The sequence below is a fragment of the Pseudofrankia coriaricola genome (assembly GCF_032027725.1).
Taxonomy (GTDB): domain Bacteria; phylum Actinomycetota; class Actinomycetes; order Frankiales; family Frankiaceae; genus Pseudofrankia.
Genome location: NZ_JASNFO010000055.1, coordinates 18,487 through 39,087, shown reverse-complemented (window position 1 = coordinate 39,087; position 20,601 = coordinate 18,487). Strand labels below are relative to the sequence as shown.

The window sequence follows — 20,601 nt, the reverse complement described above, 5'->3', positions numbered from 1 at the left end:
CTGCGGCCCGAGGACAGGCGGGACTACTCAGCTCTGCGCGGTGACGATCTGGCCGGCCACAATCGGCAGCGCGAACGCGTCGGCGAGCGCCGCGGCTCGGGTGAATGCGGCCGAGGCCGCGGCTCCGTCCCCGGCCGCGCGAAGAAACCGGCCCTGGTGCAGCAGCGAGCGGGCCAGCCAGGCAGGTGAGCCCACCCTCTCGTGTCCGGCGACAGCCGCCGCGAAGGCGGGGCGAGCCCGAGCCGTGTCGCCCACCGCCGCATGCAGCCGGGCGATGGCCAGATCCACGAGACCGAGCGAGGCGGCGGCTGTGCCGGCCGACGCCCACCGGCCGGCCCACGGCGTGATCCGGTCGAGCAGGACAGCGGCGGCGACGGCGTCGCCGGTCTCGGCAGCCACGATGGCGGCGGCGACGTCGATGAACACGGTGACGTAGTCGAGAGGCCGATCCGGCACCGTCCCCCGCGGGTATGGCAGCTGCCGGACAGCATCGTCGGGCCGTCCGAGGTCGAACAGGATCACCGCGACGTAGAGCCGGACGGCGAGCGCGAAGCCGGTGACCTCGGCGTCAGCCAGTACCGCGTCGATGAGACCATCATCCAGCCCGCCGAGGTCATGGCCGATCGTCAGGCGTTGGGCGAGGCGATAGAACCCGGCCTCGTCGCCGCGGCCGCGGCGGAACACCTCGAATGCCTCCTCGGCGTGCCGCACTGCCTCGCTGTAACGTCCCCGTGCGAGCTCGAAGAGGGCTCGGAAGAAGCCGAGCTGGCCGCGCAGCGCCTGGCCGACGGGCCGGTCGCCCAATCCGAGACACCGCGGCAATCCGGCCTGGACGGCGTCGAAGTCACCGAGCGCGAAGTCTGCCTGGGTCACCTGCAACTGGGCGACGAGGACGAGGTCGTCACCCAGCGCGGCCTGCTCGGCGAGGGCGAGCAGTTCGAGTGCGACCCGCCGGCGGACCGGTACCGCGGCGGGCCGCTTCAGCGCGAAGGTACGGGCGTGCAACGCGCCAGCCAGCACCGCGGGATCGCCGAGCCGCCGCGCGATGTCGATCGCCTCGTTCGTAGCGTGGTCTCTGCGTTCGGTGTCGCTGCTGTGGAACAGTTCGGTCGCCAAAGCGGCGAGAACGAGTACCCGCGCTGCGCTGTCGTCCGCCGGGAGCGCCGCGAGGACGCCGTCCAGCACCGCGACGAGCCGGAGGTCGACAACCCCGTAGGGCTGGTTGGGGTAGATGCTCGGATGGTTGAGCACGGCCACGGCGTTACCCATCGCCGCGACATCCCCGAGCGAGCCGGCCACCTCGACGGCGGCGACCACGGCCTGCTGGGCGGCACGGACCTCGCCGGCCCGCTGGTGGGCGCGGGCCAGTTCGACCAGCGCCCGCAGCCGGGCCGTCCCGTCCTCGGGCTGGCTGCGTTCGAGCATCTCCACCACGCTCGCCCAGTGCCGGGCCGCCTCGGCATGTGCCGCGCGTGCCTGGGCCAGTCGGGCTGCCCGGCGCGCCGCCGTCGCGGCAAGCAGAGCGGTGCCTGCGGCGGCGCCGGCCACCGCATGCTGAGCGACCCGCGCGGCGTGCTCGTCGCCCGGGTGACGTCGGGCCACCGACCGGGCGGCCGCGGCGTGCAGCCCGGCCCGGCGGGCGGCGTTCACCTCGTCCGCGAGTGCCTCCGCGACGAGGACGTGGGAGAACCTGAACATGCCGGCGGCACCGTCGGGCACCACCAGCCCGGCGTCCAGGATGTCGGCGAGGTCGACCAGCGCTTCCCCGAGTGGGCTCTCGGCCACGTCCGCCACGACGGCGAGGTCGAACGGCGACCCGAGCACCGACGCGATGGACAGCAGTCGTTGCGCCCGAGCCGTCGGCAACCTCGCAACGCGTCTGCGGACGATCGACTTCACGCCGAACGGCACGGTAGCCCACCCCGCGGGCAACGCGGGGTCGGCGAGGCGGCCCTCGGCGGCGAGAAGCTCGACGAGCTCTCGGATGAACAGCGGAAGACCCCCGGTCCGCGACTGCACATGGGCAGCAATCGTCGGTGGTACCGGGGATCCGGCCCGGATGGCGAGCCATTCGGTGACCGTGGTGAGGCTGAGCTCGTGGAGCGTTACCTCGGCAATCTGCTGCCGGGCGAGTTCGGCGAGGCAGCGGCCCAGTTCGTCGCCGGCAGCCGACTCCGGCGGGCGAGTAGTGACCAGCAGGAGGGTTCGGGTGGTGCGCAGCTCTTTGATGAGATGAGCGAGCACACGCAGGGTGTCCCGATCGGCCCACTGCAGGTCATCTATGACGAGCAGGACCGGCCGGTTTGCCCCGCGAAGGGCGCCGACGGCGGCCTGGGCCAGGACGAAGGGGTCGCCAGCACCGGCCGGGTCGGCCGCCAGCAGGTCGACGGGGAGCGCACCGACGTCGCGGAGTTGCCGGCCGAGGTGCGCCAGTGCCCAGAACGGCGGCGAACCGCCGTTCTCGGGGCACCGTGCCCAGGCGGTGGCAAAGCCACTGGTGGCGACGAGGTCGGTCATCTGCTCGACGAGAGCGGTCTTGCCGATGCCAGACGGCCCGCTCACGGTGACCGCGCCGCCGCGCCCCCGGACGGCGCCGGCCGCCGCACGCCGCAACAGTTCGAGTTCGCCGTCCCGGCCCAGGAGCGGCTCCCATCGCAGTGAGGACGGCGGGCCGGCTTCGATCGCCGTGCCCCCTGTCAGCTCAGGTGGCGTCGCCACCGCCGGCTGCCAGTCCAGATCGGCTGCCTGGGCGAGGATGCGTCGCTGGAGCTCCCGCAGTTCCGCGCTCGGCGCCAACCCGACGGCGTCGATCAGCGCACGGCGAGAGCTGTCGATCACGCGGAGCGCATCAGCCTGCCGGGCCGTGCGGTACAACGCGAGCGCGAGCAGGCTGTGCAGCCGCTCACGCAGCGGGAACTCCGCAACGGCAGGTTCCAGAAGCGACGCCGCCGCGTCGGCGCGTCCGGTCCGCAGGTGAATCTCCGCCGCGCCCTCAAGCGCGACTCCCAACAGACCGCGCAGCCGGGTAGCGGCGTCGAGGACGACCGGTCGGTCGGCGAACTCCGGGAGCGGGGGTGCGGTCCACAGCGCGGCCGCCGACTCAAACGCGTCCAGCGCCTCGGCGTCCCGGCCCGCCCCTGCGCACCGGCGGCCGGTACTCAGTAGATCCTCGAACCGCAGGACGTCCACCTGCGCCCGATCGGCCGCAAGCCGGTATCCGGGCGGCTGGCGAACGACTACCGACGGCCCCGCCCCAACGGCGCGCGGCGGCTCCAGCGCGCGGCGGAGGTGGGAGACATATGCCTGCAGCGAGGCCCGCTCGCGGTCGCCGTCCCGTCCCCAGAGCAGTTCGGCGAGTCGTTGCGCGGGCACCGTCCGGCCCGCATCGAGGACCAGCACACCCAGCAGAAACCGCTGCTTGGGTCGTCCAAGGTCGACGGCATGTCCCGCCCTGAACACCCGCAGCCCGCCGAACAGGCAGATATCCATGTCCATCCCGGCCGACGATACTCACCACATCCCCGCGCTGATGCGATGAAGGGCGGGGCCTCCGCTCTTTGGTGACGGCCCCCGGGTAGGCCGGGGGTTGTTGCCATCGTCACTGGACGAGGAGGCCCCTGTGACTCAAGGGCACGCAGGTAGTCGGTATTGATCTGCACCGTCGCCGGAGTGTGGTGGTGCGGATGACGCCGGAAGGCGTTCCGCTGTCGACCGTCCGGCCGCTGTCGACCGTCCGGATCGCCAACGATCCGGAGACGTTGGCGGCGGAGGTCGCGAAGGCGGGTGCGCACGCCGAGGTGCCGCTCGCCGGCGTCGTGTTCCACGCCGACCGCGGAAGTCAGCCGCCAGTTCGTCAGGTTCTGCAAGAAGAAAAAGATTCGGAACTCGGTAGGCCGGACCCGGATCTGCTATGACGACGCCACCCCTGGGCGCTTTGACGTTCGTGCCGAGCCGGTAGTTCCTTTCTGTGCGGGACATGGAGACCTGCCGCTTGTCGTAGAAGTCCTTGTAGATCTTCTCAATGACCACTGCGGCGGCGCTGGCAAAGCGGGGTGCCGGGGTGGTCGTTGCCCGTCGAGGAACGATCGATCAGTCTGGATTGATGGGTCGAATTAGACTGATGTATCGTCTGGGGCGTGATAGCTGTCGGACGTGAGGTGTCCCCGCCGATGTTCCTGCGGCTGGCCGGCCACCCGGTGCGTTGGCGGTTGTTGAGCGAGCTGGCTCGCAGCGATCGGCAGGTCCGGGAGCTGACTGAGCTGTTGGGTCAGAAGCAGAGCCTGGTCTCCTACCACCTTGGCCAGCTGCGGTCCGCGCGGTTGGTGTCGATGCGGCGTAGTTCGGCGGACGGTCGGGACGCCTACTACAAGCTTGATCTGATGCGTTGCGGAGAGCTGCTTGCCGCCGCGGGTGGGGGGCTGCATCCTGCTCTACGGCTGGCGCCACCGCCCGCCTGTCCCGTGGAGCCGGCGAGGACGCCAGCGCGGGTCCTGTTTCTGTGTACCGGGAACAGCGCCCGTTCGCAGATCGCCGAAGGACTCCTCCAGGCGCAGGCCGGTGGCCGGGCGGTGGCATGTAGCGCTGGCAGTCATCCCAAGAGGTTGCATCCGAACGCTGTGCGGGTGATGTCGGTCCGAGGAATCGATCTGAGCGGCCGGCGCGCCAAGCACCTGAACGCGTTCATCGGTCAGCGGTTCGACCATGTGATCAGTCTGTGTGACCGTGTGCGGGAGGTCTGCCCGGATTTCCCCGGGCACCCCAACCTCATCCACTGGAGTATTCCAGACCCTGCGTTGGACGGCGATACCGACGACGAAACCTATCCGTCCTTCGAGCGTCTCGCCGTCGACTTGGAGACCCGTATCCGGTTCTTGCTCCATGTGATCGATGACCGGGACGACGACGGCACTGTCCCAACGAGAGGTGACGGTGGTGCCTGAGGACGGTTTAGTGCACGTCCGCTGACTATGACAGCTGCCTCGACCTGCGCCCGCGGATCAGTCAACCTTTCCTGGGCTGGCTTATCCGCGGGCTATCGGAGGCGGATGAAGGCCGGGCTCGACGTGATGGCGCCTCCCAGCAGTCACCGGGCCATGCCCTCGACGCCGGCCGTCGTCGGGTCAGTAGGCCAGCGGTCCTCCGGCGGTCACGACGACCACACCGGCAACGGCGGCGGCGAGCAGGGTGAGGACCACGCCGCGGCGCGCTACGAGGAGAAGGGCGGCGGCGCCGGCGAGGACGGCGAACTGCCAGGGCTCCTGCAGGGCGAGCGCGAGTGGGATGGCGGAGCCGAGGATGGCGCCGAGCGCTGCGGGCCCGGCGCCGTCGAGGAAGGTACGCGTTCGGGGGTTGGACCGCAGCCGGTCGAAATGGGGTCCGCCGACGAGGATGAACACGAACGAGGGGGCGAAGGCGACGGCGGCGGCGAGCAGTCCGCCGCCGATGCCGGCTGCGGCGTAGCCGACGGCGGCGACGGTGTGCACGACGGGGCCGGGGGTGACCTGGCCGAGGGCGACGGCGCCCAGGAACTGGCTGGCGCTCATCCAGTGGTAGTGGTCGACGGCGTCGGCCTGCATGAGCGGGATGATGACGAAACCGCCGCCGTAGGACAGCAGGCCGACCTTGATCGCGACCCAGGCCAGCGCGAGCAGCCCACCGCCGGCCACGGCGCCGGCTGCCAGCACGGGCATCGGGGTGACCGCCGGCAGGTGAGTCCGGCCGCCGCGGCCGAGGCTGGTGGTGCGGGCCGCGAGCTCGACCAGGCCGCAGCCGAGGAGGAGGAGGACCAGCCAGGGGCCGAGCGTCGCGGCGCCGGCGAGGCCGGCGGCCAGGTAGAGCGGCCAGCGCCGGCGGCTGACGGTCTTGGCGCGCTGCCAGCTCGCGGGTAGCAGTCCTATCGCGGCGTGCACGGCGACGGCCGCGACCGCCGCTCCCGCGCCGGCGCCGGCCGCGCGCACCCACCGGGGTGGGGATCCGGCCAGGAACAGTGCGGACAGCGCCAGGATGGCCACCAGCCCGGGGACGATGAACGCGAGACCGCCGACGAGCGCGCCGGCCCGGCCGCGCAGCCGCCAGGCGCAGTAGATCGACAGCTGGGTGGAGGCCGGCCCGGGTAGCAGGTTGCAGGCGGCGATCGCGTCCTCGAACTCGTGTGCCGTGATCCATCCCCGGTCCTCGACGCACAGCTGGCGAAACATCGCGATGTGCGTCGGCGGGCCGCCGAACCCAAGGCAGCCGATCCGGCCCCACTCGCGCAGCATGGTGCCGACGCTGGGGTGGGTGGGCGTCGCCGCCGCGTCCGCGTTCAGGTCCACAGGTCACTCCAGGCGTGTCGCGCCGACGCCGTCGGCCATGTACTCGAAACGGAGAGGCCGTCAGGCGGGCGCCGCCGCGTCCAGGTGCGACGGTGCCTCGATTCGCGAGCGGAACGCGGTCCCGGGCCTCGACGTCGGCGGCGAGCCGCTCGACCGCCGGGCAGCTTGCTTCGCCCTTGCCGCCCATCCGGGCCGGGTCGAGCAGGCTCCGGCGGATCGTCCCCGGCAGTCCCGGGAACGTCGGGCGGGCCGTCCGCACCAGTCACGCACGCTGGCCATGTCGTCGAGTCGCCGGCCGGCGAACTCGGACCGATGCGCTCAACAGCCGCCGCACCGGATGGCCCGCAAGCAGCGGAAGCGCACATCCCGACCATCCACCGCCACGCCGGAGACGCTACATCAAGCAAGTTTGATCGAACAACCCAGATTGTTCGGTCTTCCTGCGCGGCCTCGCCGGGCCCGGAAGCGATCCGGGCCACCGGTTCCTACGCTGTGTGTCAGTGCGGCTACGCATGCAGGGGGTGAGTGGTGTCGGGTCCTTGGGAACTGCCTCGGCGTCGCCTGTTCGGGGCGGCGGCCTTGTTGGCCGGCGGGGCGTCCACCAGCGACCCCGCGAACCGGCCGTGCCAGGCGGGCGATCCCACCACCCAGGTCAGCTCACCAGGACGGAAGGGGAAGGACGCATGCCGGACCTCGCCAAGATGCTCAAGTCCGACGGGCCGGCCGCACTGATCCTGGTCCGGCTGCTCGTCGGCGCGGTCTTCCTGTCCGAGGGCATCCAGAAGTTCCTGTTCCCGGAGAAGCTCGGTCCGGGCCGCTTCGACAAGATCGGCATACCCGCGCCCAGTTTCTTCGCCTACCTGGACGGCACCATCGAGATCGTCTGCGGCAGTCTCCTGCTGGCAGGGCTGCTCACTCGGCTGGCCTGCATCCCGCTGCTCGTCGACATCAGCCTCGCGATCATCCTGACCAAGCTGCGCGAACTACAGGCCGGCGGCTTCCTCGGCGTCTCCGGCTTCTGGGGTATGGCCCACGACGCCCGTACCGACTGGTCGATGCTCCTCGGCCTTGTCTTCCTCCTGATCGTCGGACCGGGACGCTGGTCCCTCGACGCTCTGCTCGCCGGATCCGACCGGATACGGTCACAGGCACCGGCAGGAGCACTTCCGCGGCGACCCTGACCCCTGCAGGTTGGTGAGTTCACGGAACGGACGTGGGGTGGTCATCGGGGGGCTTCGCCGGCGTTCGGCGGGGTCGGGAGGCTCGTCGGGCCTATTGAATTCGCCTCGGAGCGGTGCCGACTGGCGTCCGTCGAGTCCTCAGGGGTTCTATCCCGCTGCCCCGGGATGCGGAGCCGCCATGCCCCGGACCCAGGGTCCGCGTCGAGGCGCAGAGACGCTTCAGCCGGAGCGTTCCGAGGAGGACCTCGTGGCTCATCGTCGTGTCCACCGGTCAGCGATTTCCCCAACACCAGCCAGCCCCGCGCGGTCGGCCGGGTGTCGTGCGGCCGTGGCGGCGGCGGCCGTGGCGGTGGGGCTCGCCGTCGCCGTCGCCACCCCGGGCGTCGCGAACGCCGACGGCTCGGGCGCACCCGGTCGATCTACGGCGCCGGGTGGGCCGAACGCCTGCCCCCCGGGGGCGGTCGCGGTCGGCTTCAGCGACGCGCTGAACAAGCTCGTCGTGAACGGGGAGACGGTTGGCGGTCTGTCCGCCCTGGCCTACGACCCCCGCCGGCATGCGTATGCGGCGGTCGTGGACCGTACGGGCACGCTGCCGGCGCGGCTCTGGTTCTTCACCAACCCCGCGTCGCCGAAGGTCGTGGGCACCCTGGTGCTCAAGAACGCGGCGGGCGTCGCCTATGACGGCACGAACTTCGACGGTGAGGGCCTGGTGGTGCTCCCAGACGGCCAGTACGCGGTCAGCTCCGAGACCGAGCCGTCGATCCGGATCTTCGATCGGACGGGGACCGAGGTCGCGAGCCTGCCCGTACCAGCCCGTTTCCAGGTCGCGCCGGCTGGCGAGGCCATCAACAACGCCACCCTCGAGGGCCTGACGATCTCCCCGTCGGAGCGGTTCATCTACGCGGCGATGGAGGGAGCGCTCTCCGGTGACGCGCCGGTGACAGGCGAGGTGGCTCTGCGGCGCGTCCTCGTCTACGAGCGTCTTGGCCACGACTACAAGCTGATCAAGCAGCTGGGCTACCAGGTCGAGGCGGGTAACAGGATCTCCGAGATCGCTGCCTACCGGGACGGAAGCTTCGTCGTCATGGAGGCGTCGTTCACCGCTGGCGTCGGCAACGGGGTTTCTCTGTACGCGGTGCCGGATGCCAGGCGTGGCGGCGATGTCAGCGCCATCCCGAACCTCTCGGCCGCTCCGGCGCGTGTCCTGGTCGGCAAGCGGCTCGTCGCCGACCTGACCAAGTGCCCGACGCTCGGCGCGACCAGCCCGGAACCGCAGATCAACCCACTGCTCGACAACTACGAGGCGCTCGCGCTCGACCCGGCCGGCATCGGCCGGGGCACCGAGTCCGCTTACGTGCTGAGCGACGACAACTTCAGCGCGACCCAGGTGACGCGTCTGCTGCGTCTCGAGGTGCGGCTGCCGTAGGTCGTCCCGGCCGAGCCTGCCGGGATCAGTCGGCTCGGCGTCGGAACACAGGTCGGCGGTCTGGCCTACGCGGGCCAGACCGCCGAGTCCTCGGCCATTCCCAAATCGGCCTCACCCTTGGCACCTACGGCCAGGTCGTCCCGGAGATGCGCTCACCTGCCGGCGGTCAGGAGGTGGGCGACTCGGCTGGCTTGCGCCGGACCGGGACGGTCGAGCCGGGGGGCGTGAGAGCGGCGACGAGCGTGCGGACCAGGTAGGGGCCGGCATCGAAAGCGTCCAGCCGGTCGGCGTCGACATCCTCCGCGGCGGCGTGCATGAGCGTGAGCATCACAGTGACGAGCCACGAGCCGGGCAGGTCGCCGCGGAAGACGCCCTCCGCCTGGCCGCGCTCCACTAGCTGGCCGACGCGGGCGAGGATGTCGTCGTGCGCGTCGCGGATGCGCTCGTGCCCTAGCTCGCGGGACGCGGCGCCCAGCACGCCACGGTGCTGCTCGACGATCCGCCACGACGAGGTCACGAGCGTCGCCAGCGCCCCGACCGGGTCGCCGGAGAGGTCGAGGCCGTCGAACGCCGCGTTTGCGTGACTGATCGTGCGGGCGAGGACGGCTTCCACCAGGTCGGCTCGGGTCTTGAAGTGGCCGTAGAGCGTGATGCGGCCGACGCCGGCCTCGGCCGCGATGTCCGCGATGCTCACGTCCGGGTTGCGCCGCAGGCTGCGCGTGGCCGCGTCCAGGATGGCCTCCACGTTGCGGCGCGCGTCGGCTCGCCGGGCCCGCTGCCCGGTCGGGGTGCTTTCGCTCACCGCCATCCGGCCTCTCCTGACGATCACCGATAACTCGTACCCGTTGATTCGAGTTAATGGTAGCGTACCGAAAACTCGTACAGTCGTGTTCAAGTTATCGGAGGTCTCCATGACCACCATCGAGCGGGCCGTGCCCGAGGCCACGCCCAAGACCGCGCGGCCGTGGCTCGTCCTGGCGCTGCTCGCGACGGCCCAGCTGATGCTCGTTCTCGACGTCACCGTCGTGAACGTCGCCCTGCCGGACATCGCCGCCGGCCTCGGCCTCGCGCGGACCACCGTGCCGTGGGTGATGACCATCTACACGCTCTTCTTCGGCGGGCTCATGCTCTCCGGCGGCCGGCTCGCGGACCGGTACGGCCCGCGCGTCCTCGCCCTCATCGGCCTCGCGCTGTTCGTCGCGTCGTCCGCCCTCACGGGCCTCGCCGGCCGGGGCGACCTGCTGCTCGCCGGGCGGGCCCTGCAGGGCCTGTCGGCCGCCGTTCTGTCGCCGGCCGCCCTGTCGGCGGCGCTCGGGTACTTCCCTGGGCCAGGGCGGCAGCGGGCGCTCGCCGTCTGGTCGAGCCTGGCCGGGATCGGCTCCGCGCTCGGTGTCGTGCTCGGCGGCGTCCTCACCGCCACGGCCGGCTGGCGCTGGGTCTTCGGCATCAACGTGCCTATCGGCATGGCCCTGCTCGTTGCCGTCCCGGTCGCGACGCGCCACCGGCCCGCCCGTGAGCCCGCCGGCGGGGCGGGCTTCGACCTCCCCGGGGCCGTGCTCGTCACGGCCGGGACGGCCAGCGCCGTCTACGGCGTGATCCACGGCGGCCAGGGCTGGCTGTCGGCGCGTGCGATCGTCCCGCTCGTCGGGGCGGTGCTGCTGTGGACCGCGTTCGCCCTGGTGGAGCGCGTCACGCCCCGGCCGCTGCTGCAGGTGAGCCTGCTGATGCGGCGGCCGGTCGCCGCGGGCGCGCTGCTGATGCTGACGGCCACCGGGCTGCTCGTGGGCGCGTTCTTCCTCGGTTCCTTCACGCTGCAGCACGCGCATCACCACGGCGCCCTGGCGACGGGGCTCTACTTCATCCCCGTCGCGGTCGGGACGGTGGCCGGAGCGCATCTTGGCGGCGAGCTCCTGACCCGGGTGAGTTCCCGCGTCGTGGCGCCCGCGGGCTTCGGCCTCGCCGCGCTGGGCTACGCGGCGCCGGCCGTGTCCGACCGGACGGTGGCCCTCGTCGCCGGCCTGAGCGTCGCCGCGCTCGGGATCGGGGCCATCTTCGTCACCGCTTTCACGGCCTCGCTCAGCGACGCGGAGCAGGCCGAGACGGGCCTGCGCTCCGCGCTCGTCAACACCTTCCACGAGCTCGGCGGCGCCGTCGGCGTGTCTGTTCTCTCGAGCGTCGCGGGATCGGCGCTGACCGCCGCCCGCCCGTCCGCCGACGCGTTCCAGCACGCTTTCATCGCCGGAGCGGTGGCGGCGGCCGCCAGCGCCGTCGCGGCCGCGGCCGTCCTCCCTCGAACCTTCCGCCATCCGGCCGACGGCCGCCTGGCGCACTGAGCCGGTCCTCGCGACGAGGCCCTTCCTGGCGGCGTGCCATCAAGATCGCTCGGTCTCGCGGAGCTCGTCTAACCGCGGGCGGCGCTTCGAGAAACCTGACCCTCAGCCAGCGGGCGGGCGCGTCACACCTCGTCCTGCGCCCCTTGACCAGCGTGGAGACTGAGCGCATGAACGCTGAAGCCTCCGCGCGCGCCATCGACGCTGTCGCCCGCACCAGGGCGGGGACCGCGTTGGCCGTGGAAGAGATCGAGCGGCTTGTGGCGGACTTCGTCGCCGGCCGGATTCCCGACTATCAGATGTCCGCCTGGCTGGCGACGGTGGCCTGTCAGGGCTTGTCGCGGGCGGAGACGGTGGCCCTCACCCGGGCCTATGTGACCGGCGGTGAGACGCTCGACTTCGCCGCGACCGGACGGGTGGTGCTCGACAAGCACAGCACGGGCGGCGTGGGCGACACGGTGAGTCTCATCGTCGTGCCGCTGGTCGCGGCATGCGGGGTGGCGGTGGCCAAGATGAGCGGACGCGGCCTGGGCCTTACCGGGGGCACGATCGACAAGATGGAGTCCATCCGTGGACTGCGGCTGGAGCTCGACACCGACGAGGTCTACCGGATGGTCGACCAGGTCGGGATGGTCATCACCGGGCAGAGCGCGCGCCTGACCCCCGGCGACAAGGCGACGTACGCGCTGCGAGACGTCACCGGAACGGTCGACAGCCTTCCGCTGATCGCGGCCAGCATCGTCAGCAAGAAGATAGCGGTGGGTGCGCACGGTGTGCTGTTCGACGTGAAGACGGGCGCGGGGGCGCTGATCCCGGACCGGGACCGGGCTCTCGACCTGGCGCGGCTGATGGTCGAGGTCGCCACCGGGGCCGGACTACGCTGCCGGGCCGTGCTCACGGACATGAGCCAGCCGCTCGGGTATGCGGTCGGGAACGCCCTCGAGGTACGTGAGGCGTTGGACGTGCTCAGGGGCCAGGAGGTGCCGGGACTGACGGAGCTCTGCCGCACGATCGCCGGCCTGATGCTGCGCAGCGCGGAGCCGGGCCTCGCGCCGGAGGCGGCCGAGCGGAAGGTGAGCGGGATCCTGGCCGGCGGCGAGGGCTACGAGCAGTTTCTCCGCTGGGCGGTGGCGCAGGGAGCCGAGCCCGAAGCGCTGGCGGAACCGGGCGGGTTGCCGACCGCCGACTGCCGCGAGCAGGTCCTCGCCGATCGCGGTGGCTACGTGCACGAGATCGACCCACGCGCCATCGGCACGGCCGCGATGAGGGTCGGCGCGGGCCGGCTCGTCAAGGGCGGACCGCTGGACCACTCGGCGGGGGTCGTGCTGCGTCACCAGGTGGGGGATCGGGTCTCGGTGGGTGAGCCGCTGGCGGTCATTCACCATCGCCACGGTGTCCAGCCGCCCGTCGACCTCGTCCGAGACGCGTTTCGGGTGTCCGAGTCCGCGCCGGCCGCCAGGCCGGTCGTCCTTCAGATCATCTGACCCAGATCATCTGACCGCCCAGCACCCGCCCGGGCCGCCTCGCCGGCGTCACTTTCGGGCGGTCAGGCCCGGGTGGCCGGCCGCGGCTCGCAACGTCTCGGCTTCACCGGACCGCTGCTCCGCGATGCCTCGACCCGTGATCCGCCGACAACGCTGTTGCGTGCCGGTTTCCGCCCCGGCCCCGGCCTGAGCGGGCGAGGCCACGGATCCGCGGGGGACCGGCGGCCGTCCAACGACGCGTTCCAACCGGATGAACAACCGATAACGGAGCGCGGTACCCGCACGCCCGCGGTCCGCGGCGTCACGTGACCGTCAACCTTGACTCGACCTTTGTGAATTAGGTAACACAAGTGTTACAAGTGCGTTGAGCCTGGAAACTGCCGGCATCTGGCGGTGAAACCTGCTAGTTCTAGCCTCCCTACGGTTACGCCCAGATCGGGGGGATTGGGGGGATCTTTCCCGGCAGGGGCCGACGCTGACGGCGCCGACGGGTGGAGTGCCCGAGGCATACGAAGGGGAGACAGGTTCCTTGCACGCAGACAGGCGTATGCGGAGATTCGGCCGCTTTGGGAAGATAACGGGGCTCGTCGCCGCCGCCAGCGTGGTGGTGCTCGCCCTCGGTGCCTGCGGGAGTGACGACGGGGACGACGGCACGGCGCCCGCCGCCAGCGGCACCGCCGCCGCCAAGTCCATCAAGGTCGGCCTCGCGTACGACATCGGTGGCCGGGGCGACAAGTCCTTCAACGACTCGGCGGCGGCCGGCCTCGACAAGGCCGCCACGGGGCTCGGCGTCACGAAGACCGAGCTGGAGGCCGCCGAGGGCGAGACCGACGCCCAGAAGGAGGAGCGGCTGCGGCAGCTCGCCGACGCCGGCAACAACCCGATCATCGCGGTCGGCTTCGCGTACGCGACGGCGCTCGGCAAGGTGGCCCCCGAGTACCCGGACATCAACTTCGCGATCATCGACGACGCCACGCTCGTCGATGTGCCGAACGTCGCCAGCCTGACCTTCGCCGAGGAGCAGGGCTCCTTCCTCGTTGGCGCGATCGCGGCGCAGGCGACAAAGGTCGGCAACATCGGCTTCGTGGGCGGCGTCAACACCCCGCTGATCCAGAAGTTCCAGGCCGGCTACGAGGCGGGCGCGAAGGCGGTCAAGCCGGACATCAAGATCCAGGTGACCTACCTGACCCAGCCGCCGGACTTCACCGGCTTCAACGACCCGGCCAAGGGCCAGACCGCGGCCGCCGGCATGTACGACAGCGGCGCCGACGTCGTGTACCACGCGGCGGGCGGTTCCGGTGGCGGTGTCTTCACCGCCGCGAAGTCCGCCGGCAAGCTCGCCATCGGCGTCGACGCGGACCAGTACCTGGGCGCCGCCGCGGACGTCCAGCCGGTCATTCTCACCTCGATGATCAAGCATGTGGATGTCGCCGTCTACGACATGGTCAAGTCGGCGGTCGACGGCAAGCCGCTGACCGGGGCGAAGGTGTACGACCTGAAGGTCGGCGGCGTGGCCTTCTCGACGTCGAACAGTGCCGTGTCGCCGTACACGGCCATGGCCGAGGACTACCAGAAGAAGATCATTTCTGGGGAGATCAAGGTGCCGACCACACCGACCAGCTGATCTGACCCAGCCAGGCCGGACACCTGGCGGGCCTTGCCCGCCAACCACGCCGGCCGCGGTCAGGTCACTGACCGCGGCCGGCTCTGGCTACGCCGGCCCGCCTGGCCGGTCAGAGCGGAGCGGGGCCCGGCCGCGGGAACGTCATGCGGCAGAGGCCCGGGCCTACCAGGGCGCGGCGCCGGCGCCGGCACGGCCCGGAGCCCGCCCACCTTTCCGTCCATCCCACGAGGAGCGTCTCGCATCGGCACCGAGGGCACACAGGCGTCAGCCGCCGACGACCCCGAAACACCGGTCGCCGGGCCAGCCACCGGCGACCGTGAGGCGGCGGCCGAGACCGCGGCGGCCGCGGCGGCCGAGACCACCGAGGCCGCTGGCACGGAATCAGCGGCCTTCGCCGTCGAGCTCCGCGACATCACCAAGACGTTCCCCGGTGTGGTCGCCAACCGGGACGTCTCCATCCGCGTCCGGCGCGGCTCCGTGCACGCGGTGGTCGGCGAGAACGGCGCCGGCAAGTCGACGCTGATGAAGACGCTGTACGGGATGCACCGGCCGGATTCGGGGACGATCCTCGTCGACGGCGAGGACGTCACCCTGCGCAGCCCGGCCGACGCGATCGCCCGTGGCATCGGCATGGTGCACCAGCATTTCAAGCTCGCCGAGAACCTGACCGTGCTGGAGAACGTGGTGCTCGGCGCCGAGCCGCGCAAGCCGGGGTGGCGCCGGCTCCTGCTTGACTCCCGCCAGGCGCGGACCCGCATCAACGAGATCGCCACCCGCTACGGCCTGGACATCCGGCCTGGCGCCTACGTCCGCGACCTGGGGATCGGCGAACGGCAACGGGTCGAGATCCTCAAGGTGCTCTACCGCGGGGCGCGCACCCTCATTCTCGACGAGCCGACCGCGGTTCTCGTCCCGCAGGAGGTCGACGAGCTCTTCGGAGCGCTGCGTGACCTGGTCAACGAGGGCCTGTCCATCATCTTCATCTCGCACAAGCTCGACGAGGTGCTCACCGTCGCCGACGACATCACCGTGATCCGACGAGGGACGACGGTGGGCACCGTCCGTCCGGCCGAGGTCACCGCGCGGCAGCTGGCCGAGCTGATGGTCGGCAGCGAGCTGCCCTCTCCGGAGATCTCGGAGGAATCCGTCACCGACGAGGTGGCGCTGACGGTCGAGGGACTGTCCGTCGACACCGAGGATGGCCGCCGGGCCGTGACGGACGTCGGCTTCACCGTGCGGCGCGGCGAGATTCTCGGCATCGCCGGTGTCGAGGGCAACGGCCAGGCCGAGCTGATCGAGGCGGTGATGGGCATCCGGCCCGCCGCCACCGGCAGGGTGCTGCTCGGCGGGACCGACGTCACCGCGTGGCCGACGCGACGCCGCCGGGAGGCCGGCGTGGCGTACGTGCCCGAGGACCGGATCCGCTCCGGCCTCCTCTTCGACTCGCCGCTGTGGGAGAACCGCATGCTCGGCCATCAGACCCGGCCGCCGAACTCCCGTGGCGGCCTGCTGACGCCGTCCGCGGCCCGGTCCGACACCCGCCAGATCGTGGCCGAGTACGACGTGCGCACCCCGTCGGTGGCCGTCGCCGCCGGTGCGCTGTCGGGCGGCAACCAGCAGAAGCTGATCGTCGGCCGGGAGATGCGCGACGGCCCGACGCTGCTCGTCGCGGCGCATCCGACCCGCGGGGTGGACGTCGGCGCCCAGGCCGCGATCTGGGACCAGCTGCGGGCCGCCCGCCGGGAGGGCCTGGCGGTGCTGCTGGTCAGCGCCGACCTGGATGAGCTGATCGGCCTGTCCGACACGCTGCGGGTCATCCTGCGCGGCCGGCTGGTCGCCGAGGCCGACCCCCGCGGCGTGACCCCGGAGGATCTGGGATCGGCGATGTCCGGCATGAGCCGCGCGCCGGCCGTGCCCAGCACGCCCGCCGTGGACACCGCGCCGGGCGCGGTCACCACACCCGCCGCGGCCGCGCCCGCCACGGACGGGGCCGGACCGGGTGCCGGCGATGTCGGTGATACCGGCGATGGCAGCGATACCGGTGCCGCCGCGCAGCCCGGGGAGGACAGGTGACGGTGCCGAACCCCACGAGGCTGCTCGCCTCCGCGGGCGCCGCGCTCGCGGCGCCGCTGCTGGCGCTGGTCACAGCGGTCACGGTGACGGTGCTGGTGCTGCTCGGCACCGGCAGCAGCCCGCTCGACGTTCTCGACACGATGGTCACGTACGCCCAGCGGCCGCGGTCCCAGGCGCTGATGGTCAACTCGGCGGTGACGTACTACTTCTCGGCGGTCGCGGTCGCGATCGGGTTCCGGATGAACCTGTTCAACATCGGCGTGGACGGGCAGTACCGGCTGGCCGCGCTGCTCGCCGCCGCGGCGGCGGCCGAGATCAGCCTGCCGCCCGTCCTGCACGTCACAGTCGTGCTGCTGATCGCGATGGGCGTGGGCGCGTCGTGGGCGGGCCTCGCGGCGCTGCTGAAGGTCTACCGCGGCGTCAGCGAGGTCATCTCGACCATCATGCTGAACTTCATCGGTACGGCGCTGATCGCCTATCTGCTGACGCCGGAGCGGCTTGCCGTGCGCACCGTCGGCTCGAACAACATCGGTACCCCGACCATCCCGGCCTCCGGGCAGGTCCCCGGGATCTCGCTCATCCCGGACTCGCGGCTGCAGGTCTACGGCCTGGCGATCCTGGCGGTCGCGGTCGGAGCCGGCTACTGGTTCCTGCTGTCGCGCACCCGGTTCGGCTTCGACCTGCGGGCCGCCGGCGCCAGCGAGGACGCGGCGAAGGCCAGCGGCGTGCGGGTCAGCCGGATGATCATCATCAGCATGCTCCTGTCCGGCGCGGTCGCCGGCTTGGTCGGCATGCCGCAGCTGCTCGGCGCGGCGCACACCTTCTCCCTGGACTTCCCCGCCGGGCTCGGCTTCACCGGGATCGCGATCGCGCTGCTCGGCCGCAACCATCCGGTCGGCATCGCGATCGGCGCGCTGCTGTTCGGCTTCCTCGACAACGCGGCGACCTCGCTGGAGCTGCGGGGCGTCTCGAGGGACATCGTGCTCGTCACCCAGGGCGTCATCGTGCTGTCGGTCGTCGTCGCCTATGAGCTGGTCCGGCGGGTGCGCACCCGGGCCGAGCAGCGGGACGTCGCGCGCAGGCTCGCCGCGACGACCCCTGCCCCGCCCGCCCCGTCGACGCCTCAGGAGGTGGGAGCGTGACGACGGTCCTGACCCCAAGCCCACCGCCGCCCGCATCCGGGCCCGGCACACCGACCGCGGCGGGCGAGGGCTCCGCCGCGGCGCCGATGTGGCGCCGCGCCGCGGGGCCGCGCTGGCTGTGGGCCGTGGCGGGCGTCCTGCTGGTCATGGCGTTCGCACGGGTGGTGTCCGGGGCTGACCAGCTCACCTCGTCGGGCACCGTACGGGCGGCGCTCGGCGCCACGGTCCCGATCGCGATGGCCGCGCTCGGCGGCATGTGGGCCGAGCGGGCCGGCGTGGTCAACATCGGCCTCGAGGGCATGATGATCCTCGGCACGTTCGGGGCCGGCTGCATCGGCTGGGAGCACGGGCCGTGGGCCGGGCTGGTCGCGGCCATGCTGTTCGGCGCGATCGGCGGGCTGGTGCACGCGGTCGCCACCGTCACCTTCGGCGTCGACCACATCGTCAGCGGTGTCGCCATCAACATCCTCGGCCTGGGCGTCACCAAGTACCTGGCCGCCGAACTGCTCGAAGGCACCCCCGGTGGCGGCCAGTCGCAGTCGCCGCCGATCGGGCCGGTCGGGCGGTTCTCGGTGCCCGGCGTCGAGTCGGCGCTGCGGCCGGTCGAGAGCCGGCACTGGTTCCTTGTCTCCGACCTTGCCGGGCTGCTGCGCGGCCTGCTCACGAACATCTCGCTGTTCACGCTGATCGCGGTCGCTCTGGTGGTGCTCAGCGCGGTCATCCTGTGGCGGACCCCGTTCGGGCTGCGGCTGCGCTCATGCGGCGAGGAGCCGCACGCCGCGGAGACGCTCGGCGTCAACGTGTACGCCTACAAGTACGTGGCGGTCACGATCTCCGGCGCGCTGGCCGGCTTCGGTGGGGCGTATCTCGCCGAGGTCGCCGCCAACCTCTACCGCGAGGGCCAGACCGGCGGCCGAGGGTATATCGGCCTGGCATCGATGATCTTCGGAAACTGGCGGCCCGGTGGGCTCGCCGCCGGTGCCGCGCTCTTCGGCTACGCGGACGCACTGCAGCTGCGGAATGCGCCGGCCGTGCACGCACTGCTGTTGGTCGCGGCGGTGCTGCTGGCCGCGGCCGGGCTGGTCATGCTGCTGCGGCGGTCGCGGATCCGCGGAGCTGGGGGTGGCCTTGGAGCCGGCGGTGGCCTTGGCGGCGCGGGTGGCGCGGGTGGCGACAACGGTGACTCCGGCGGCGAGGGCACGGTGGCCGGGAGGGCCGCCAGCCGCGGTGGGCGACGACGGATCGTCGCGGCCATCGCCTGCTTCGTGGCCGCCGGCGGACTGGCCGCCTGGTACGCCGGAACCGACTCGCTGCCCGGCCAGGTCGTCACCGCCACCCCGTACGTGACCACGCTGCTGGTACTCGCGTTCTCCTCGCAGCGGCTGCGGCCCCCGAAGGCGGACGGCCTCGTCTACCGGCGCGGCGAGGAGTAGAGCCGCCAGGATCCGGGTCTGGGCTCGAGCGGGGCGGCTGGCCCGGCAGGATCGTCCTCGTCCCATCTCCAGGTCCAAGGGGGCCATGGTGAGCAATGCGCGCGTCACCGACCAGATCGTGAACGAGCTCGTGAGAATGGCGACCGAGGCCACGGAGTTCGCCTATGCGCCGTATTCCAACTTTCAGGTCGGCGCGGCGCTCCTGACGGGGGACGGCCGGTTCTGCTCGGGTGCCAACGTGGAGAACCGGTCGTATCCGATGTCGATCTGCGCCGAGCGGGCGGCGATCGTCAAGGCGGTCACCGACAGCAGGGAGGACCTCGAGATCGTCGCCGTCGCCGTCGCCGAAAGCAACGGCGGGCCGTGCGCGCCCTGCGGGGGCTGCCGGCAGGTCATCTCCGAGTTCGCCCGGACGGGCGCGCTCCTGATCTACCGGGACGCGCTCGGCGTGTTCAAACGGGTGCCGATCGAGGAGGCGCTGCCGGACGCGCGGGCCTTTCTTTCTGAGAAGGCACCTCTTTTTTCAGAGACACCGCCGATTTCAGAGACACCGCCGAGCTAGATGGCTTGGACACACCAACGGTGAGCCGGGCCGAGCCGGGCACGGCGCCGCCGCGACCGATCTCCGATCTGAGGATCGTCGTGGTCGGTTCGTACCACGCCGACTGTCTGATCAACACCCCGGTTCTGCCGAACTGGGGTGACGATCTGCGCCCCGATTCGGTCCGGACGGTTCCTGGTGGCAAGGGCCTGAACCAGGCCGTCACCCTCGCGCGCGCCGGTGCCCACGTCTGGGCCGTCGGTGTGCTCGGCGCCGACCCTGTCGGGTCGTCGTTGCTCGCGACGCTGGCCGCCGAGGGCATCGACGTGACCACGATCGCCCGGCACCCGACCGTGCCGACCCCGGTCTGTCTCGTGTTCACCGCCCCCGACGGTCGGAACGCCTTCGTCTGGCGTGTCCCCGACGAGTACGCCATCACGCCCGAGGTCATCGCCCAGGCGGAGAAGGCGATTCGCGGCGCCGACGCCGTCCTGCTCACCTTCGAGGCCCCTGAGGCGATCTCCCTCGTCGGCGGGATCGCCCGTGCCGCGGGCGCCCAGGTCATCGTCAACCCGGCGCCGCGTCCCGCCGACCGCCATGAGTTCGACGCCGTGCGGTGGGATCTCGTCGACGTCCTCATCCCGAACGAGGCCGAGGCGCGCGCCCTGCTGCCCGACGATCACCCAGCCCGCGACGGCCCCGCCGAGCGCCTGGCCGAGGCCGTCGGAAAGACGCTCGCCATCCCACTGGTCTGCGTCACCCTCGCCGAACGCGGCTGCGCGGTCTACGACGGCGCGACGACCCGCGCCTACCCGGCGCATGCCACCGAGGCCATCGACACGACTGGCGCCAGCGACGCCTTCACCGCCGTCTTCTCCGCCTGCCACCTCGCGAAGGCGGACCAGGCTGACGCCGTTGACCAGGCACAGTCCGCCGCCGCGCTGACCATCACCCGCCCCGGCGCCTACGACGCCCTCCCCACCCGGGCCGACCTCGCGCGCGACGCGGTGGGACAGGCGCCGCCACGAGCTGTAACGCCCACCGGCCCGTGAC

The 20,601-nt window shown here is 71.8% G+C and carries 15 protein-coding genes; 12 read left to right on the top strand and 3 right to left on the bottom strand.

Going from position 1 to position 20,601, the window contains the following annotated elements; all coding sequences use genetic code 11:
• Positions 1 to 27: 27 nt before the first annotated feature.
• Positions 28 to 3,495, bottom strand: a complete 3,468-nt coding sequence (locus tag QOZ89_RS27895) for a BTAD domain-containing putative transcriptional regulator (protein ID WP_312626356.1) — start codon at positions 3,493 to 3,495, stop codon at positions 28 to 30.
• A gap of 188 nt (positions 3,496 to 3,683) precedes the next feature.
• Between QOZ89_RS27895 and QOZ89_RS27890 the strand changes: the two genes are divergently transcribed.
• Positions 3,684 to 3,914 (top strand): hypothetical protein, encoded by a 231-nt coding sequence (locus QOZ89_RS27890; RefSeq protein ID WP_312626353.1) that lies wholly within the window; start codon positions 3,684 to 3,686, stop codon positions 3,912 to 3,914.
• A gap of 255 nt (positions 3,915 to 4,169) precedes the next feature.
• Positions 4,170 to 4,940: an arsenate reductase/protein-tyrosine-phosphatase family protein gene (locus tag QOZ89_RS27885; RefSeq protein WP_071047769.1), complete on the top strand. Its 771-nt coding sequence runs from the start codon at positions 4,170 to 4,172 to the stop codon at positions 4,938 to 4,940.
• Between the two features lie 180 nt (positions 4,941 to 5,120).
• Here the strand turns inward: QOZ89_RS27885 and chrA are convergent, their stop codons facing one another.
• Entirely contained in the window at positions 5,121 to 6,314 is a 1,194-nt protein-coding gene (gene chrA, locus QOZ89_RS27880) for a chromate efflux transporter (RefSeq protein WP_312626349.1), read from the bottom strand.
• 683 nt (positions 6,315 to 6,997) lie between these two features.
• On the opposite strand from chrA, the gene QOZ89_RS27875 reads away from it, so the two are divergent.
• Both QOZ89_RS27875 and QOZ89_RS27870 read left to right on the top strand, forming a co-directional pair.
• On the top strand, positions 6,998 to 7,495 hold the full coding sequence (locus tag QOZ89_RS27875; protein WP_312626346.1) for a DoxX family protein: 498 nt from the start codon (positions 6,998 to 7,000) through the stop codon (positions 7,493 to 7,495).
• A gap of 328 nt (positions 7,496 to 7,823) precedes the next feature.
• Positions 7,824 to 8,921 (top strand): esterase-like activity of phytase family protein, encoded by a 1,098-nt coding sequence (locus QOZ89_RS27870; protein WP_312626343.1) that lies wholly within the window; start codon positions 7,824 to 7,826, stop codon positions 8,919 to 8,921.
• Positions 8,922 to 9,087: 166 nt separating this feature from the next.
• Here the strand turns inward: QOZ89_RS27870 and QOZ89_RS27865 are convergent, their stop codons facing one another.
• Entirely contained in the window at positions 9,088 to 9,729 is a 642-nt protein-coding gene (locus tag QOZ89_RS27865; RefSeq protein WP_312626341.1) for a TetR/AcrR family transcriptional regulator, read from the bottom strand.
• 103 nt (positions 9,730 to 9,832) lie between these two features.
• On the opposite strand from QOZ89_RS27865, the gene QOZ89_RS27860 reads away from it, so the two are divergent.
• From QOZ89_RS27860 to QOZ89_RS27825, 8 genes are all read left to right on the top strand, one after another.
• Positions 9,833 to 11,254, top strand: coding sequence for an MFS transporter (locus tag QOZ89_RS27860; RefSeq protein ID WP_312626339.1), 1,422 nt, complete (start codon positions 9,833 to 9,835; stop codon positions 11,252 to 11,254).
• A gap of 167 nt (positions 11,255 to 11,421) precedes the next feature.
• Entirely contained in the window at positions 11,422 to 12,735 is a 1,314-nt protein-coding gene (locus QOZ89_RS27855; protein WP_312626336.1) for a thymidine phosphorylase, read from the top strand.
• A 547-nt stretch (positions 12,736 to 13,282) separates the two neighbouring features.
• Positions 13,283 to 14,359 (top strand): BMP family lipoprotein, encoded by a 1,077-nt coding sequence (locus QOZ89_RS27850; protein ID WP_071047765.1) that lies wholly within the window; start codon positions 13,283 to 13,285, stop codon positions 14,357 to 14,359.
• A gap of 33 nt (positions 14,360 to 14,392) precedes the next feature.
• A complete protein-coding gene (locus tag QOZ89_RS27845; RefSeq protein ID WP_312626333.1) occupies positions 14,393 to 16,432 on the top strand; it encodes an ATP-binding cassette domain-containing protein in 2,040 nt (679 codons plus the stop codon).
• Positions 16,429 to 17,574, top strand: coding sequence for an ABC transporter permease (locus tag QOZ89_RS27840; protein ID WP_312626331.1), 1,146 nt, complete (start codon positions 16,429 to 16,431; stop codon positions 17,572 to 17,574). Before QOZ89_RS27845 ends, QOZ89_RS27840 begins: the two co-directional genes overlap by 4 nt.
• Complete coding sequence (locus tag QOZ89_RS27835; RefSeq protein WP_312626328.1) at positions 17,571 to 19,007, top strand: ABC transporter permease; 1,437 nt, start codon at positions 17,571 to 17,573, stop codon at positions 19,005 to 19,007. Before QOZ89_RS27840 ends, QOZ89_RS27835 begins: the two co-directional genes overlap by 4 nt.
• An 85-nt stretch (positions 19,008 to 19,092) precedes the next feature.
• On the top strand, positions 19,093 to 19,569 hold the full coding sequence (gene cdd / locus QOZ89_RS27830; RefSeq protein WP_071047763.1) for a cytidine deaminase: 477 nt from the start codon (positions 19,093 to 19,095) through the stop codon (positions 19,567 to 19,569).
• Positions 19,570 to 19,589: 20 nt separating this feature from the next.
• Entirely contained in the window at positions 19,590 to 20,600 is a 1,011-nt protein-coding gene (locus QOZ89_RS27825) for a PfkB family carbohydrate kinase (RefSeq protein ID WP_312626325.1), read from the top strand.
• The last annotated feature ends 1 nt before the right edge of the window (position 20,601 follow it).